This is a genomic window from Streptomyces sp. NPDC054757 (assembly GCF_053612185.1).
The window spans coordinates 1-16456 of record NZ_JBSHBW010000055.1 but is presented as its reverse complement, the minus strand read 5'-3'; the positions used below and the strand labels follow the sequence as shown (position 1 = coordinate 16456).

The following is a 16456-nucleotide window of genomic DNA, read 5'->3' as shown; positions in this document are numbered from 1 at the left end:
GGGGGGGGGGGGGGGCCCCCGGGGGCCCCGCGGGGGGGGGGGGGGGTAACGGGGGGCGCCCCCGGCTCCGCTCCACCCGCGTGCGGGGAAGCGGAGCCGTGCGCTCCGGGGAGGGGGCGGGCTCAGGCGCTGAGCTCGGCCGCCACCAGCTCCGCGATCTGGACGGCGTTCAGCGCGGCGCCCTTGCGGAGGTTGTCGTTGGAGACGAAGAGGGCCAGGCCGTTCTCCACGGTCTCGTCGTTGCGGATGCGGCCCACGTACGACGGGTCCGTACCGGCGGCCTGCAGCGGCGTCGGGATCTCGGAGATCTCCACGCCCGGGGCGGCCCTCAGCAGCTCGTAGGCGCGCTCCACCGTGAGCGGGCGGGCGAAACGGGCGTTGATCTGGAGGGAGTGGCCGGAGAAGACCGGGACCCGGACGCAGGTGCCGGAGACCTTCAGCTCCGGGATCTCCAGGATCTTGCGGGACTCGTTGCGGAGCTTCTGCTCCTCGTCCGTCTCGAAGGAGCCGTCGTCGACGATCGAACCGGCCAGCGGCAGCACGTTGAAGGCGATCGGGCGCTTGTAGACACCGGGCTCCGGGAAGTCCACCGCGCCGCCGTCGTGGGTCAGCCGGTCGGCGTCGGCGACGACCTTGGCCGCCTGGCCGTGCAGCTCGGCCACACCGGCCACGCCCGAGCCGGACACCGCCTGGTAGGTGGCGACGGTCAGCGCTTCGAGGCCGGCCTCGCCGTGCAGCGGGCGCAGTACCGGCATCGCGGCCATCGTCGTGCAGTTCGGGTTGGCGATGATGCCCTTGGGGCGGTCGGCGATGGCGTGCGGGTTGACCTCCGAGACCACCAGCGGGACCTCGGGGTCGCGGCGCCAGGCGGAGGAGTTGTCGATCACGACGGGCCCCTGCGCGGCCACCTTCTCGGCGAGCGCCTTGGAGGTGGCGCCGCCGGCCGAGAAGAGCACGATGTCCAGACCGGAGTAGTCGGCCGTGGACGCGTCCTCGACGGTGACGCCCTTGCTCTGCCAGGCGAGAGTGGTGCCCGCCGAGCGCACGGAGGCGAACAGCCGCAGCTCGTCGACCGGGAACTCCCGCTCGGCGAGGATCTTTCGCATGACTGTGCCGACCTGACCGGTGGCTCCGACGATTCCGACCCTCACGGTGACTCCTCCGTACTCACTGCGCACCTGCTGCGCGTGCTGACTGGCCAGGGTGGCCACGGCCGGCCGCACCATCATGCGTACGACCGGCGGCGCCTTGTCCAATCCATTGTCCGGGGTACGGACGGATCCGCCGTCCGGGAAACGGACAGCGGGGCAGGCGCCGGTTCTGGCACCTGCCCCACTGCTCAGCCGCTCACACCTCATCCGGCGTGGTTGCGGCGTTCACCACAGTTACGGTGTGACGTCCGTGATCCGGACGCTGCCGGTGCCCGCGACCGTGCCCCGGGCGTTCAGCAGCTGCACCTGGCCGAAGAGCTCGCGCCCGGCGGGCGGCGGCGCTGCCGCGACGACCCGGGCGCTGACCTTCGCCGATGCGCCGGTGGCGAGTTTCACCGGCTTGGCCGCGTCCACCTCGACCGAGCCCAGCGACGGCGCGAAGTACACATCGCGGTAGCTGTACGTCGTCGACCCGGCCGGGACCGCGTAGCCGTCCACCTCGACGGTGTACGTACCGGCGGCCGGCTTCAGCAGGCTGACCGACTCGTCGGAGCCCCCGGTCGCGGACGAGCCGACCTGGGTGGTGCCCCGGTAGACGTACAGGTCCAGGTCGGCCCCGGTGTCCGAGGTCCCGCCGATGGACACGTCGAACCGGTCCACGCCCTCCGGGACGGTGATCGTGGTGGTCCTGCTCTCGCCTTCCTTGATCGTCGGGGTGGCCTCGTCGGACGAGCCGAGCGGGCCGCCCTTCAGCGTGCCGTCGATGGCGGCGAAGCCGTTGCGGACCTTCCACTCGACCGGCGCCGGGGTGCCTGCCTTGGCCTCGGGGAGGGTCTGGACGGCCGGGTCGAAGGCGGCGCCGAGCAGCGCGACATCCAGCTTGTACGGGTTGTCGAGGTAGGGCGATGTACGGCGGGCCTCGACCTCGATCTCCCAGACACCCGGAGCCGGGTCCGCGTAGGACCGCAGATCCGGACGGCAGGTGTTGGCCGGGTTGTCGTAGTTCGGGTAGCAGCTGGGCGTCGATGTGTCGTCCACCGGCACCCCGTACGGGTGGATGGAGATGAAGCGGGTCTGGCTGCCCGAGCGCAGCGCGCTCATCCCGACCTCAAGTGCCTTGGCGCCCTCCGGCACCGTCAGGAAGTACGACGTGGTGCCGTTGCGCTGCACCGAGCCGGAGTGCTTGACGGTGTACGACGGCTTGGCGAGCGGCTCGGAGACGACCACGGTGGCCATGATCTGCTGGTCGGTGCCGACCGTCTTCGGGTCGTCGAGCTGGAGGATCGCGCTGTGCGCCCCGGCCGACGCGGGCCTGGCGCGTACGGTCACGGTCACCGCCCGGCCCAGCGGCAGGGACACCTTCGCCGGTCCGGCCAGCTCGAAGGTGCCGTCGTTGTTGCGGAAGGACAGCCGGTGCGCGACGGCCCGGTCGGGTCCGGTGGTCCGTACGACAGTGACCTTGTACGTCTTCTGCTTCCCGGCCTTCAGACCGCCCTCGCGGTCGTAGATGCCGGTGCCGTACCCGGGGGTCTTCAGGGCGTCGTCGATCGCGGTGTCGACGGGCGCCTTGACGGTGTACTCGTGTGCGGCGGCCTGTCGTGAGTCCGCGGCCTTCTGGATGTTCTTCCAGGCGCCGACGATATTGATCAGACCCGCGCCCTCGGCGTGTGCCGGGACGCCCTTGATGTGGGTGGCGGTGCTGGTGAGCGCGGTTCGCAGATCGGCCGGGGGCAGCTCGATGTGCCGCTGCTTCGCGGCCGAGAGGAGCAGCGCGCTCGCTCCGGCGGCCTGCGGGGAGGCCATCGAGGTGCCCTGGAGCATCGAGTACCCGGCGGGCAGTGAGTAACCCGCCTCCTTCACCGGGGCGCCGGGCAGCCAGGTCTGAGTGGAGTTGACGGCGGCGCCGGGCGCGGAGAGCGTCGGTGTGAAGCCGCCGTCCTCACGCGGGCCGCGCGAGGAGAACGGCATCATGTCGTTCTTCTTCGTCACGCCGGACCCGTAGTCGGCGGCCCAGGTCTCCTTGGAGATGGTCGCGCCGACGGAGATCACATGGTCGGCGAGGCCGGGGTCCCCGATGGTGTTGAGGCCGGGGCCCTCGTTGCCCGCCGAGATGACGAGCTGGACGCCGTAGGTGTCGATGAGGCGCTTGTAGAGCTCGTCGCGCGCGTTGTTCCCGTCGTTGAGCGGGGGCAGCCCGCCGATCGACATGTTGACGATGTCGACACCGCGGTTGACGACCAGGTCCATCATGCCCTCGGTGAGCGCGACGTTGGTGCAGCCGCCGTTCCAGGCGCAGGCGCGCGACGAGACGATCTTCGCGCCGGGCGCCGCTCCGTTCATCGCGCCGCCGAACAGACCGTTCGCCGATGTGATGCCCGCGACATGGGTGCCGTGCTCGCTCTGGATGACACCGATGTTGACGTAGTCGGACCTGTCGCCCGCCGCGTCGTAGACGACGTTCTTCCGGCTCTCGACCACGAAGGGGACCCGCTCGGCGACATCCGTCCTCGGGTCGTCCTTGCCGAAGTAGCCGATCTGGAACTTGTCCTTGTACGGCTTCATCGCGGTGTCGTCGGTGAAGTCGCCGTTGTTGTTCAGATCGACCCGTACGGTCCCGGCGACCGGGTCGTACAGCACACCCCACACATCGGTGGTGTCGCCGTCCCGGTTGAGGTCGCCCGCCTCGTCGCCGCCGGTGGTGACCTTCTCGGCGAAGGTCTGGAAGCGGTACGAACCGGCCGGGGCCTTCCAGGTGCGGCCGGCCGCGGTGAAGGACGGGCCCGTGACCGCGCTGTTCATCCGCAGCCAGGTGCCGTCGCCGTCGGAGACCGGGTCGGTCGCGGTCACCCAGTCGACGATCTTCCGCTCCCCGGTGCTGGTCTTGCGCAGCGCGGGGTGGCCCAGGTCGACACCGGAGTCGAGGATGCCGATGGTCACGCCCCGGCCGTCGGCCTTCGGGTGCTGCTTCACGAAGCCGACCGCTCCCGTCTCGAAGGACGGGTTGTACGGGTTTCCGGCCGGGGTCTTCCGGCCAGGGGCGGCGTAGGGCCCGGCGGACGCCTTGGACGTGGCGCCCTTCGCGGTGTCACCGGCCGGGGTGGGGTCGTCCAGCTCGATCTCCTGCTTGAGGTCGATGCCGTGCACGGAGGCGAGCTTCGCCGCCGCCTTGAGGGCCGAACCGGCCCTGGGCGTCGGCAGGGCGGCCCGTACGTACCCCAGCTTGTCGTCGGTCCTGCCGACGATCGCCCCGGGCACGGCGTCGAACTGCTTGCGCACCTGGGTGGTCGCGCCCGGCGCCGTCGCCACCATGACGGTCACGGACTTCGTGCCGTCCTGCTCGGCCCGCCCGAGTAGCTGCGCGTCGGAGGCGCCGAGCTTGTCCGACGCCGGCCCGGCGGGCTTCGCGGCCTTCATGCCGGACGGCGCGGGTACGTCCTGACCCGCTGCGGCGACCGCGGGCACGGCGCCGGCCGCGGCGAGAGCGAGGACCACGCCCGCGGCGGCCGCGATCCGGGCCGCGCGTCTCGCCCGGGTTATGGAGCTGGGGAATTCGAGGCTCATCTGCATCCCTGTATGTGGAAGAAAAGGTCCGGAATCCGGAGCTTGATGACCGGATCTTTACCTAAATGACCCTCTCTTGGGGAGAGTTGGCCATCGCCCGGCTGCCTCTTGGCGGACTTCCGCCATACGCCACCACGGTCATAGCGGGCCGAAACCGATCAACCGCGGCCCCGCCCGGCCGCGTCCGCGCCCCGGGGACCGCGGACGGTCACGGGTGATCCCTGTGCAGTGATCGGTGTCGCCTGTTGCGGCCTCGTTCACGCGGAGGCCATGCCCGCTGCCAACCATCCCAAGGAGCGGGGGAGAACCTGCCCCGCCGCCCTTGCAGACGCGTCCGCACCCGGGGAGACCCAGCCATGTCACGTATGCGTTCCGCCGCCCGCGCACTCGACCGCCGCGCCTTCCTCGCCGCAGCGGGCGCCGCAGCCGTATCGGCCGGCGTCGGCGCCGCCGTCGGGACCGGCGGGGGCGCCTCCGCCGCCCCGACCGCGCCCGGCGCCGCCGCACCCGCCGCACTCCGCTCTTCGCCCGCCGCGCCCACCACACCCGCCGCGCCCACCACACCCGCCGCACCCTCACCGGCCGGCACCACCCTGCTCACATCGGCGGCCCCCCGCACCGGCCACCCCGGCAGCGGCTACCGGAGGCTGGGCGACGGCCCCGGCTGGGACCGGGTCGTACGGGACCGGCTCGCCACCGCACGCTCCGGCCGCGCCGCCCGGCGCACCGCGCTCGCCGCCTTCGTCCAGCTCACCGATCTGCATCTGACCGACGTCCAGCACCCGGTGCGCGGCGAGTTCCTGCGCCCCGCCGACACCGCGGCCTGGCGCCCGCACGAAGCGCTCACGGTGCCCGGCGCGGTCTCCCTGATCGAACGGGTCAACGCCCTGCGCACCGGTCCCGCCACCGGGGCGCCGCTCTCCTTCGTGATGACCACGGGGGACAACACCGACAACAACTCGCACGCCGAACTCGGCTGGTTCCTCGGGGTGATGAGCGGCGGGCGCATCACCCCCAACACCGGCGACCCCGGCCGCTACGAAGGGGTCCAGGACTCCGGAATCAAGCATTTCTGGCACCCGGACAGGGCGCTGCGCGACACCGACAAGCAGCGCGGCTTCCCGCACATCGAAGGCTTCCTCGCGGCGGCCGTACGCTCCGTGCACAGCCCGGGGCTGCGGATGCCCTGGTACTCGACCGTCGGCAACCACGACTCGCTGAGCAGCGGATCCATGGCGGCCCGCGGCCACTTCCTGGCCGACTTCGCGACCGGCGGGCGGAAGCTGTACGAGATCCCGGCCGCCGAGGCACGGGCCCAGCTGGCCACCGACCAGAAGAACGGGGACTACGACGGCAGCCACTTCGCCGCCCTGGTCCGCAGGCACACCAGGGACCTGCGCCCCGTCACCCCGGACCCCGCCCGCGCCCCCTTCACCCCGCGCGAGTACCTCACCGCCCACCTCGACCCCGCCCACACCGGCGCCGGACCGGCGGGACACGGCTACACCCGGGCCAACCTCGAAAGCGACACCCTCTACTACACCTTCCGGGCCGCACCCGGCGTCCTCGGCATCAGCCTCGACACCACCGGCAGGGGCGGCCACTTCACCGGCACCATCGGCACCGCACAGCTCAACTGGCTGGAGCGGACGCTCAAGACGCACCCGGACGAACACATCCTGGTCTTCAGCCACCACAACAGCTGGACCATCACCAACACCCACCCCGACCCGGCCCGCCCCGGCGAGCGGAACCACTCGGGGGACGAGATCGTCGCGCTGCTCGGCAGCCACCGCAACACGCTCGCCTGGATCAACGGCCACAGCCACCGCAACAAGATCCAGCCGCACGGCTCCTTCTGGGAGGTCACCACCGCGTCGCACATCGACTTCCCCCAGCTCGCCCGGGTCTTCGAGCTGGTCGACAACCACGACGGCACGCTCTCGCTCCTCACCACCCTGGTCGAGTCGGCGGCCCCGCACCGCACGGACTTCACCGACCTCACCCGGACCGGACTCGCCGCGCTCTACCGGGAGCTGTCCTTCAACGCGCCGGGCGCCCGTACGGACCTCTCGGGCACGGCCGGCGACCGGAACACCGAACTGGTCATCGGGAAGCGCTGATCCGGGTCAGCGGGGCAGCACCACCACACGGGCGGCCGGCGCCCGGTCCTCGGCGGCCATCAGGGCGGTACGCACCACCGTCGCCTGCTGCGCGGGCGTGTCACGCAGCTTGGCCGGCGTCAGATGCACGACGGTGATGCCGAGCCGCTCCAGACGGTCGCGCTTACGGGCGTACGGCGAATCGAGCACGTCGTCCTCGCCGCCACCGCGCGCCCCGCGTCCGGCACTTGCCCGGGAGGCCGCCCGGGTGTCCAGCTCCACCGCCACCGCCTCGTCGGGCCAGTAGACGTCCACTCCGCCCAGCGAGGGCCCGCCCGGCAGCCGCAGCTCCACATTCCAGAGCGGGTCGGGCAGTCCGTGGTCGCGCACCAGCCCGTACAGCCGGTCCTCGGCGAGACAGCGCCCCTCCGCGAGCAGTGAGTCCACCGCGCGCGCCACGTGGTCCCGCGAGAGCAGCCGGGCCAGCTTCAGCTCCCTGACGAGGGCGGCCGGTTCGCAGTGTCCGCCGCGTACGGCCTCGGTGAGCAGCCGCCGTACCGCGTCCGCGTCCGGGAGTCCGGCGACGGCGTCGGCCAGCGCCCGTTCCACCGGGGCCACCGGCACTCCGGCGATCCGCTCGGCGAGCGGCAGGGTGTGGGCGCGGACGATCCGGGCGCACCCCGTGGAGCGGAGCCTGCGGGTACGCGGCACCAGCACGTCGATCCGGTCGGCGGAGATCAGCGGGGGAGCGGCCGAGAAACGGTGCAGCGCGAGCGCTGCGAGGCCGGTGACCATCGTGTTGCCGTAGACGTCCGGCGGACCGCCCTGCACCGCGCCCTGGCGTGGCTGCGACGGCACCTTCCCCGCCCTCTCCACCGGTGGCCGCCCGGCGTACAGCAGCGCGGCGTGCAGTCGCTCCTCACCGGTCGGCGGGCCCGGGTGCAGAACGAAGACCCCCGGCAGCAGCTGCTGCCAGGGGCCTCCGGGCCGGCACTGGGCGGCCGCGCGGGCCGCCGTCACCCCGTGCTCACGCAGCTGCGGCGCCGAGAGCACCCTGCTGTGGACACCGGCGGAGTGACCGGGGGAACGGGAGGAGAGCGGGGACGAGGTCTCCCCGCAGAGGGAGGTATCGCGGTTCATGCACCGGAGATGCCCATGGTCCCGCCGTCCACTAACCCCTGTTACACAACTGTCGGCAAAACCGGACAACACCGTCCTAAAGTTAACGGGGGAGTTGGCCGAGCGGGCCGTCGCCCGGATGGCCCAGGGCGACGGCCCGCGAAGGGAACAGCCGGCTGCTTTTCAGACCGCGCGGCCGGCACGCGGACCGCGCACGCGCACCGCGACTCCGGACGCCCGCCCTCAGCCCCCGGCCCGCCCTCAGCTCCCTGGCCCGCTCTCAGACCGCCCGGCCCGCCCCGGCGTCGCACTCCTGGGCGCGCAGCCCACGGGCCAGGTCGTCCCGGGCCTCCAGGACGAGCCTGCGCAGCGCGGGCGCCGCGTCCTGGTGGGCGTCGAGCCAGGCGTCCGTCGCGTCCAGCGTCGACCGGTGGGCCTGCAGCCCGGGGAAGAGGCCCTTCACGACGAGCATCCCGATCTGGATCGAACGCTCGGCCCAGATGCGCTCGATGGCCGCGAAGTACTTCGGCGCGTACGGGGCGGTCAGCTCACGCTGCGACCCCTGCGAGAACCCGCCGATCACCGCCTCCACCAGCGCGTTGGAGAGGGTGTCCGACTCCACGACCGACGCCCACGCCTCGGCCTTGACCTCAGCCGACGGGCGCGAGGCGAGCGCGCGCACCTCGTGCCGCTTGCCGGACGCGGTGTCGTCCCGGGCCAGTTCCGCCGCGATGCCCTGCTCGTCGGCGACACCGTGCGAGGCGAGCGGGGCCAGCAGCTCCCAGCGCAGCTCCTGGTCGACATCGAGCCCGTCGACCTTCGCCGAGCCGTCGAGCAGCCCCTCGATCAGCTGGAAGTCGGAGTCCGTCGCGGCGGTGGCCGCGAAGAACCGCGCCCAGGTCAGCTGGGCCTCGCTGCCGGGCTCGGCCATCCGCAGCTCGCGCAGCGCACCCTCGGCGAGCAGCTTCCCGCCCTCCTCGCGCCACTCGGGTGCCGCGTAGTGCAGCAGCGCGCCCCGCGCCCACACATGCAGCATCTGGAGCACACCGATGTCCGACTCGCGGCCCGCGAACCGCAGCACCAGGTCGATGAAGTCCCTGGTCGGCATCAGCGCGTCCCGGGTCAGATTCCACAGCGCCGACCAGCAGAGCGCCCGCGCGAGCGGATCCGTGATGTCACCGAGGTGCGCGCGGAGCGTGTCCAGCGAGTCCTCGTCGAAGCGGATCTTGCAGTACGTGAGGTCGTCGTCGTTGACCAGCACCAGATCGGGCCGCTCGGCACCGGCCAGCTCCGCCACGACCGTACGCGGACCCGACACATCGGTCTCGGCACGCGCGTACCGCACCAGCGCCCCGTCCTCGACCCGGTAGAGACCGACGGCGACCCGGTGCGGGCGCAGCTCGGGGTGCGACTCGGCGGCGTCCTGCTGGACGGACAGCTCCGTGACGCGGCCCTCCGCGTCGTGGACGACGGCGGGCGTCAGCGAGTTGACCCCGGCCGTCTGGAGCCAGGAGCGCGACCAGGACACCATGTCCCGGCCGCTGGTCTCCTCCAGCACGGAGAGCAGATCGCCGAGCCGGGTGTTCCCGTACGCGTTCCGCTTGAAGTAGCGGCGGGCGCCCTCCAGGAAGGCGTCCTGCCCGGCGTAGGCGACCAACTGCTTGAGCACCGATGCGCCCTTGGCGTAGGTGATCCCGTCGAAGTTCAGCTTGGCGTCCTCCAGGTCACGGATGTCCGCCGTGACCGGGTGGGTGGAGGGCAGCTGGTCGGCCCGGTACGCCCAGGTCTTGCGGTTGTTGGCGAAGGTGATCCAGCCGTCGGTGAAGCGGGTGGCGTTCACCATCGAGAAGGAGGCCATGAAGTCCGCGAACGACTCCTTCAGCCACAGGTCGTCCCACCAGACCATGGTGACGAGATCGCCGAACCACATGTGGGCCATCTCGTGCAGGATGACGTTGGCCCGGCGCTCGTACGCCGCACGCGTCACCTTGCCGCGGTAGATGTACTCCTCGCGGAACGTCACCAGGCCCGGGTTCTCCATCGCACCCAGGTTGTACTCGGGCACGAAGGCCTGGTCGTACGTCCCGAAGGGGTACGGGAAGTCGAAGTGGTCGTGGAAGAAGTCAAGACCCTGCTTGGTGATCAGGAAGATGTCGTCGGCGTCGAAGTGCCGGGCGAGACCCTTGCGGCAGAGCGCACCGAGCGGGATCTCCAGCTCGCTCCCGTCCTCCAGGGTCCGGCGGTAGACGTCCGTGACGTGGTGGTAGGGGCCGGCCACGACCGCGGTGATGTAGGTCGAGATCGGCTTGGTCTCGCTGAAGCTCCACACCCCGCCGGCCTGCTCGCCGGTCCCGTTGCTCCACACCGTCCAGCCGTCGGGCGCGGTCACCTCGAAGGTGTAGGGCGCCTTCAGGTCGGGCTGTTCGAAGTTGGTGAACACCCTGCGCGAGTCGGCGGGCTCGTACTGGGTGTACAGATAGACCTCGCCGTCCTCCGGGTCGACGAAGCGGTGCATGCCCTCGCCCGTCCTGCTGTACGCGCACTGCGCGTCCACCACGAGGACGTTCTCGGCCGCGAGCCCGTCGAGCGCGATCCGGGACCCGTCGAAGACAGTGGCCGGGTCCAGCTCCCGCCCGTTCAGCTGTACCGATGTGACCGAAGGGGCGATCAGATCGGCGAAGGTGGAGACGCCCTCCTCGGCCGAGCGGAAACGCACCGTCGTCACCGAGCGGAACGTGCGCGGCTCACCTTCCGGGCCGTCCCCGACCGCCGACCGCAGGTCGAGGGCGACCGTGTACCCGTCGACGGAGAGAAGTTCGGCCCGCCTCCGGGCTTCGTCACGGGACAGGTTCTCACCGGGCACGGGCACTCCTTCGTGTTTACGATCCGTTGTCCGAATCCTCCCACGCGCCACTCGCGGGCGGCATCCGGGAATGGCCGGGTCGTCCCAGGGCGTTGGAAGGGAAGAGTTGCCGCAGTCCAGAAGTGCGCCTCCCGAGGAGAGACATGTCCGAGAAGACCCCCGTCGATTTCTGGTTCGACCCGCTCTGCCCGTGGGCGTGGATGACGTCCCGCTGGATGCTCGAAGTGGAGAAGGTCCGCGACGTCGAGGTCCGCTGGCACGTGATGAGTCTGGCCGTCCTCAACGAGGACCGGGTGGACGAGCTGTCCGATGAGTACCGCGAGATGCTCACCGTCAAGGCCTGGGCACCGGTGCGGGTCGTCGTCGCCGCCCAGCAGAAGCACGGTGACGAGATCGTGGGCAAGCTGTACACCGCGCTCGGCACGCGCTTCCACAACGAGGGCCAGGGCCCGACCCGGGAGGCCATCGCGGCCGCGCTCGACGACGTCGGTCTGCCCGCAGAGCTGCTCGACTACGCGGACCAGAGCCCGTTCGACTACGAGGCGGAGCTGCGCGCCTCCCACAACGACGGCATCAACAGGGTCGGCCAGGACGTCGGCACCCCGGTCATCGCGGTCCCCGGCGCGGACGGCGAGCAGATCGCCTTCTTCGGCCCGGTCGTCACCCCGGCGCCCAAGGGCGAGGAAGCGGCGAGGCTCTGGGACGGGACCCTGATGGTCGCTTCGGTCCCCGGCTTCTACGAGATCAAGCGGACCCGGACGGAGGGGCCGATCTTCGACTGAGGATCTGATGCCCTGAATCAGCGGTTCTTGGGTTGTCAAAGGTGATCTGAACTGGCATTTCGCATGGGGCAGGTGGATGGCCCTGGTCTCTGGGAGCCGCATCTGACCGCTGTTGTCCGCTCTGCTGGGCACGGACGGAGCACGAGGGCCGGCAGGGCAACGAGTCCTGCGAGGTGCGTGCTCCGTCCGTCCGGGCGGGCTGGTGGGTCAGAGAGGGATGACGCGGACCTGGTTGCCGCAGAGCTTGGTCATGTCGTCGCTGTCGCAGGTCAGGAGGGCTACCGGTTTCGGCTGGCGCAGGGCGACCTCGGCGACTGTGGCGTCGATGCCGTATTTGTGCCCGCCCCTCGGAGTCCAGGACGGCGGTTTCGACTCGCTCGCTCACGAGGCGTCCACGCCCTTGCCGGGGCCGGCGGTGCCGAAGATCCTCGCGCGGGCCCCGGCGAGCTCCCTAGTCGCTGAAGGGGCCGTGCTCCTCCTCGTGGCGGCGGCCTTGACGGTCGAGTCTGCATGCTCTGGACGGAGAAGGGGGCGGCCCGCGCTCCAGCTGTCCGCAGCGGGCTGAGGACCCCCGGGACGGTGCCGCTTGAGGGCAAGCGAAAGGCCCCGGTCGCTGACCGGGGCCTCCGTCGAAGAGCGGGTGACGAGAGTCGAACTCGCGCTCTGAGCTTGGGAATCGCGGATCGCTTGAGAGTGACTGATGTGCTGACCTGTGAAAATGGCCCAGTCTGGAGGGGCCGGGTCGTATCTGCGTGGCTCGCGGTGGACGCTGTTGACCGGTTGTTCTGGCACCGATCCGGGTCGCTACCGCTCGCCCTGAGCGGCCAGACCGAACTTAGAAGTGGCCTTGCCACCAGGGCATCTCCGGGCAGTCGGCCGGGATGACCTTGTATTCCGGTGGCGGAAGCCTTGAGCCTGGGAATCAGCGGGTTTTGGGCTAGGTCTCTGGAAGCTGTACCTGACCGCTGCTGTCTGCTTTGCTGGGCACGGATGCGGCACGGGGTAGAGGTGCAGCGGACCCTGCCAGGGGGCTCGGGGGTGGTCGGGCGCGTCAGAGAGGGATGATGCGTACCTGGTCTCCACAGAGTTTGGTCATGTCGTCGCTGTCGGAGGTCAAGAGGGCGACGGGTTTCGGCTGGCGCAGGGCGACCTCGGCGGCCTTGGCGTCGATGGCGTACTTGTGCCCGTGCAGCCCGGCGGCTTTGAGGATTTCCGCTGCCGCTTTCGCCGCTTGTTCAGTGACCGGTTCTACCTTGATACGGGACAGGGTCCAGTTCAGGCGAGGCATGTTGGTACGGGAGTGGCTGACTTCCACGATGGTATTCGCACCGATCACTAGCTCGGCTCCCATGTCGTGGAAGACCTGAAGCATCGCGAGAAGCTTGCGGTCTTGCACGATCCAGGCGGAGAGCCCCTCGGAGTCGAGGACGACTGTTTCGACGCGCTCACTCACGCGGCATCCGCGCCATTGGAGGTACCGGCGAAGCCGAAGATCTTCGCGCGGGCCTCGGCGAGCTCCTAGTCGCTGAAGGGTCCGTGCTCTTCCTGATGGCGGCGGAGGTCCTCGCCCAGGAGCTGATGCCGGATCTGACGGGCTACGGCTTCCGCCACGTAGCCGGAGACGTTGTCCGTGAGCTTGCGGAGCTTTGCCACCTGGTCGCTGGGGAGCGTGACGGTGATGCGGGTCGTTGAGGACATACGGCAGGCATATCGCAGTATGCGGCAAAGGATCTGTCCAATACCGTCAGGATTTCGCCTTGTAGTCGTACGGGCCTTCGTGCTGCGTTCCTGGATACCGCCCTCTCGCGGTGATGCGACGGTAAGTGAGTTGGCGAAGTTCTTGTTGTGGGACGGGCTACCGGTGCAAGATCTGTCAGCCACCTGATCGCGGAAACCAGGGCGCGACACGGGGCGGGATTGTTGTGGTTAACGCGGACAGACCGACAAACCTGCCGGCCTGGAGCGCGGGGTCAGGCGCGTGGGCTGGTGCGGTCGCGACCGTGCTGATCGCGTTGGGAACGGTCGGCTGCGGTCACGGAGGTGGGGACGTGTCGACGTCCGGGCCGGAGATCGTTGTCCATGACGCGACGACATCGAAACAGGAGCGCAAGCGGGTGGAGGCGTACTGGATCGGCACGGGCATTGCAGACGTGGCCCACGGGGATGCCACCAGTGACGCCGTGCAACCTGAATGAACGGAGGGCGGCGGCATCGCTCGTACTGTCGGTCGCCTGTACGCCCAGAACACAGGAGGCGGTCTGGGCGCCTGCACGGCGACTGTGGTCGGCGCCAACAGAGTGATGATCGCCGCGCCCTGTGTCAGAACGTCGGATGGTGGAGGGTCCTTCCGGTCAGCGACCTGGGATCATCAGCTCTACTTCCTGCCTGGTTACCATGACGGCGAGAGCCCCTATGGCGGCTTCACGGTGCGCCGAGTGCGGATGGCCGAGGAGCGGCAGGGCGAGGGCCTGGACGTTGCCGTTCTGGAGGTGAACTCGAGCGACGACGGAAAGAGCATTTCCGAGGTGACCGGGGTCCAGGGGATTTCTTTCACGGCTGAGCCGGGTACTCGTACCCACTTCTTCGGCTACCCGTACACGAACAGGGACCTGTACTGCGATGGTGCCGATTCGCAAGAATACCGGGGTAGTGCATTGCTGTGAATCCCCTGCGTCGTGGGCGTCGGGTCGAGCGGGGGCCCCTACCTCGTCGACCTCGACGCGGTAGGGGCCGGCAGTGTTGTCGCAGTGAATACCAGTGGCGACGAGACCTTCAGCTACGGAACTGCCCTGGACACGTTCGCCCGACGTCTCTATGCGAAGTCTGAGCACCGCTCGCGAGATTGTTGAACGCTGCCGTCCGGAGTGTGACGGTGACCGGGTGGTGCTGACGCTTCATGAAACGTGACGCTGGCCTGCATAACCGACGCGAAACGCGTGCAGGATCGAGCAAACACCGGCAGCGTGGGCCGGGGCCTTGCCGCCCGCGCGGGTCGCCCGCCGAAGGAGCGCCGCAAGGGGCCGGCCGCGTACACGGAAACCCCCGACCGGCGGCACATGACGCCACCACGGGCTGGACATACCAAGGAGGTTCCCACTGCTTCGCGTCGAGCCGAGCGCCGAGGAATGTTGACGTCCGGCACAGCTATCAACCCGACAGGAAACCCAGTCGAGGTCGCCTTGTGCCGTCATACGGGATCCGGAGACAGCCCGGACAACAGCAGAAGCCCCGGGCCACCGGCCTGAGGCTTCTGCGTGAGGTACCTTACGTGCGTTCGTCTAGGGCAGCATGTCCGTTTCTCCCGAATCTTTCATGGGGAAGCGAAAGAGATGGTTCGGGCCCGGCCTCTTGAGGGCCGGTACACCGTAGTTGCCAAAGGCCTTTGCGATAACGCGCTGCTGGCCGGTGCAGGTGTTGTTCCATGCCGTCGCGAAAAGGTGCATGACCTGGATAGCCGATTGCATGCCCCTTACCGGTGATCGATTTCCCTTTTCGGTCATTTCCCCGCCGAGGAAGTAGTTGCGCAGTACCAGTCCCGGGTCGCGTCGCTGGAAATTCTCCCCGGTGCCCAGCTGCGCGTACCACTGGTCCGGGACCTCGGAAGATCCGCACGCCTGAGTAGCCAGGTAGTGAACGAGAGTGGTCGCACGTGCCGACGCGCGCGGGATCGGCTTTCCCCGCTTCACCGAGTGCCGGATTTCCGGGTGCCGGTCCAGCACCACCTTGAGCTGGTCATCCGACACCGGATACCGGTTTTTCCACTTCTCGATCGGATGATTTTCCCACATCCACAGTAGGCGCAGAGCAGCGGACAGATTGAAGGCGTCCTTCTCGCCGGTGGCTGCGAACGTGTACGAGCTGCTGCGCATCTTCCCGCGGTCGACCACATTGAAAGTGTCGCCCTCGATTCCACGCGCCACGCTGTAGCGCAGCGTGATCCCCACAATCACCTGGGCGGCCAGCCTGTGCTGTCCGTCGTACAGCATCCCCTGTTGGTCGATCGCCAGCCCCTGATGGGTGGTCCTCCACTCGTTGCGGCGCATGGCGCCCGCCCATTCCTCGACCTTGCGTTCCTCCATGGTGCGCTGGTACCACGGGATTCGGAGCAGCAGCTCGCACGCATCAGTCGGAGAGACGTCCTCAAACGACAAGGAGGGGGCGCCGGGCCAGGGGCGGGACGGGGGGCACCAATTCATTTTATAGAGCTTGTGCGTGAATTCCAAATACTGAGTGCCGGTCACCTCTTCCGGCACGAAGAAGTGTTTCGTTGAGATTTCCGTACGGATTTCCCACTTGTCGCCATGCCGGCTCATTGAGAATCCCGGACACGAGCGGACGATTTCCGTGAATCTGGCCATGCTGTACAGGGGTGTGACGGGTGCTTCGTTCGCACTGCCTTGTGGGGTGGTCATTGTGCCCTTCCTTAGGGGTTTCCCAAGGCAGATGGTCACCCTTTTCGGAGCAATGGGTCAAGCGGGTCGATGAGTCCGTGCCGGGGGGAACGAAGAGCGGGCGATTTAATGTAAAATTATTAGCGAGTATCGATTGAGTGTTCGGAATTCAGGCCGGTTTTGCCGAGCCACTTCGTTGGTGGCTGACGTCATCACGGGTGGAGGCCTGGCTCCGGCGCTGCCGGACCTGAGTGGCGCGCCCCTTCCGTGCCGGGGCTTGACCGCGGATCGGTACTACCGCCTCGGATGACAGACCTTGCTGGGGGAGAAATGGGGTGGGGCGGCGCACGGAGGAGGACGCGGGCGCCCTAGCCTCGATCTTTCGTGACGGCCCGTCGGTTTCTTCGGCGGGCCGTTTCGGTTGTGTGGCTGGTGGCAGGCGGGCTGATGGCCCGGCTGTCGTGTCGGGTGGGCGCCGGGTTCCACT

The 16456-nt window shown here is 69.3% G+C and carries 10 protein-coding genes and 2 pseudogenes; 4 read left to right on the top strand and 8 right to left on the bottom strand.

From position 1 onward, the window contains the following. Window positions 1–122: 122 nt before the first annotated feature. On the bottom strand, window positions 123–1151 hold the full coding sequence (locus ACWGKJ_RS34685; RefSeq protein ID WP_385019771.1) for an aspartate-semialdehyde dehydrogenase: 1029 nt from the start codon (window positions 1149–1151) through the stop codon (window positions 123–125). Between the two features lie 234 nt (window positions 1152–1385). Continuing rightward, window positions 1386–4718 carry a S8 family serine peptidase gene (locus ACWGKJ_RS34680; protein ID WP_385019773.1) on the bottom strand — a complete coding sequence of 1111 codons (3333 nt, stop codon included), beginning with the start codon at window positions 4716–4718 and terminating at the stop codon, window positions 1386–1388. Between the two features lie 350 nt (window positions 4719–5068). On the opposite strand from ACWGKJ_RS34680, the gene ACWGKJ_RS34675 reads away from it, so the two are divergent. Next, window positions 5069–6835: a TIGR03767 family metallophosphoesterase gene (locus ACWGKJ_RS34675; protein WP_385019775.1), complete on the top strand. Its 1767-nt coding sequence runs from the start codon at window positions 5069–5071 to the stop codon at window positions 6833–6835. Window positions 6836–6841: 6 nt separating this feature from the next. Here ACWGKJ_RS34675 and ACWGKJ_RS34670 read toward each other — a convergent pair whose 3' ends face one another. Together ACWGKJ_RS34670 and pepN are read right to left on the bottom strand one after the other, a co-directional pair. After that, the gene (locus ACWGKJ_RS34670) at window positions 6842–7954 is read right to left on the bottom strand and encodes a hypothetical protein (protein ID WP_385019777.1); all 1113 of its coding nucleotides are present in this window, start codon (window positions 7952–7954) and stop codon (window positions 6842–6844) included. A gap of 259 nt (window positions 7955–8213) precedes the next feature. Continuing rightward, window positions 8214–10796, bottom strand: coding sequence for an aminopeptidase N (gene pepN / locus ACWGKJ_RS34665; RefSeq protein WP_385019779.1), 2583 nt, complete (start codon window positions 10794–10796; stop codon window positions 8214–8216). A gap of 143 nt (window positions 10797–10939) precedes the next feature. Between pepN and ACWGKJ_RS34660 the strand changes: the two genes are divergently transcribed. Next, the gene (locus tag ACWGKJ_RS34660; protein ID WP_385019781.1) at window positions 10940–11578 is read left to right on the top strand and encodes a mycothiol-dependent nitroreductase Rv2466c family protein; all 639 of its coding nucleotides are present in this window, start codon (window positions 10940–10942) and stop codon (window positions 11576–11578) included. Window positions 11579–11785: 207 nt separating this feature from the next. On the opposite strand, the pseudogene ACWGKJ_RS34655 reads toward ACWGKJ_RS34660, so the two are convergent. From ACWGKJ_RS34655 to ACWGKJ_RS34645, 3 genes and pseudogenes are all read right to left on the bottom strand, one after another. Continuing rightward, a pseudogene (locus ACWGKJ_RS34655) lies at window positions 11786–11920 on the bottom strand (DNA-binding protein); the annotation flags it as partial. Between the two features lie 709 nt (window positions 11921–12629). Then, entirely contained in the window at window positions 12630–13031 is a 402-nt protein-coding gene (locus tag ACWGKJ_RS34650; RefSeq protein WP_385019783.1) for a DNA-binding protein, read from the bottom strand. Then, window positions 13028–13276, bottom strand: a pseudogene (locus tag ACWGKJ_RS34645) (hypothetical protein). Before ACWGKJ_RS34645 ends, ACWGKJ_RS34650 begins: the two are co-directional and overlap by 4 nt. Window positions 13277–13578: 302 nt before the next feature. Between ACWGKJ_RS34645 and ACWGKJ_RS34640 the strand changes: the two are divergent. Next, on the top strand, window positions 13579–13773 hold the full coding sequence (locus ACWGKJ_RS34640) for a hypothetical protein (RefSeq protein ID WP_385019785.1): 195 nt from the start codon (window positions 13579–13581) through the stop codon (window positions 13771–13773). Window positions 13774–13878: 105 nt separating this feature from the next. Continuing rightward, window positions 13879–14241 (top strand): hypothetical protein, encoded by a 363-nt coding sequence (locus ACWGKJ_RS34635; protein ID WP_385019787.1) that lies wholly within the window; start codon window positions 13879–13881, stop codon window positions 14239–14241. A 615-nt stretch (window positions 14242–14856) separates the two neighbouring features. On the opposite strand, the gene ACWGKJ_RS34630 is transcribed toward ACWGKJ_RS34635, so the two are convergent. Then, window positions 14857–15990 (bottom strand): hypothetical protein, encoded by a 1134-nt coding sequence (locus ACWGKJ_RS34630; RefSeq protein WP_385019789.1) that lies wholly within the window; start codon window positions 15988–15990, stop codon window positions 14857–14859. Window positions 15991–16456 lie beyond the last annotated feature (466 nt).

Coding starts and splice junctions, on each gene's coding strand:
- ACWGKJ_RS34660 (WP_385019781.1), top strand. CDS start 10,940: ATGTCCGAGAAGACCCCCGTCGATTTCTGGTTCGACCCGCTCTGCCCG.
- ACWGKJ_RS34675 (WP_385019775.1), top strand. CDS start 5,069: ATGTCACGTATGCGTTCCGCCGCCCGCGCACTCGACCGCCGCGCCTTC.
- ACWGKJ_RS34670 (WP_385019777.1), bottom strand. CDS start 7,954: ATGAACCGCGATACCTCCCTCTGCGGGGAGACCTCGTCCCCGCTCTCC.
- ACWGKJ_RS34635 (WP_385019787.1), top strand. CDS start 13,879: ATGATCGCCGCGCCCTGTGTCAGAACGTCGGATGGTGGAGGGTCCTTC.
- ACWGKJ_RS34680 (WP_385019773.1), bottom strand. CDS start 4,718: ATGCAGATGAGCCTCGAATTCCCCAGCTCCATAACCCGGGCGAGACGC.
- ACWGKJ_RS34630 (WP_385019789.1), bottom strand. CDS start 15,990: ATGACCACCCCACAAGGCAGTGCGAACGAAGCACCCGTCACACCCCTG.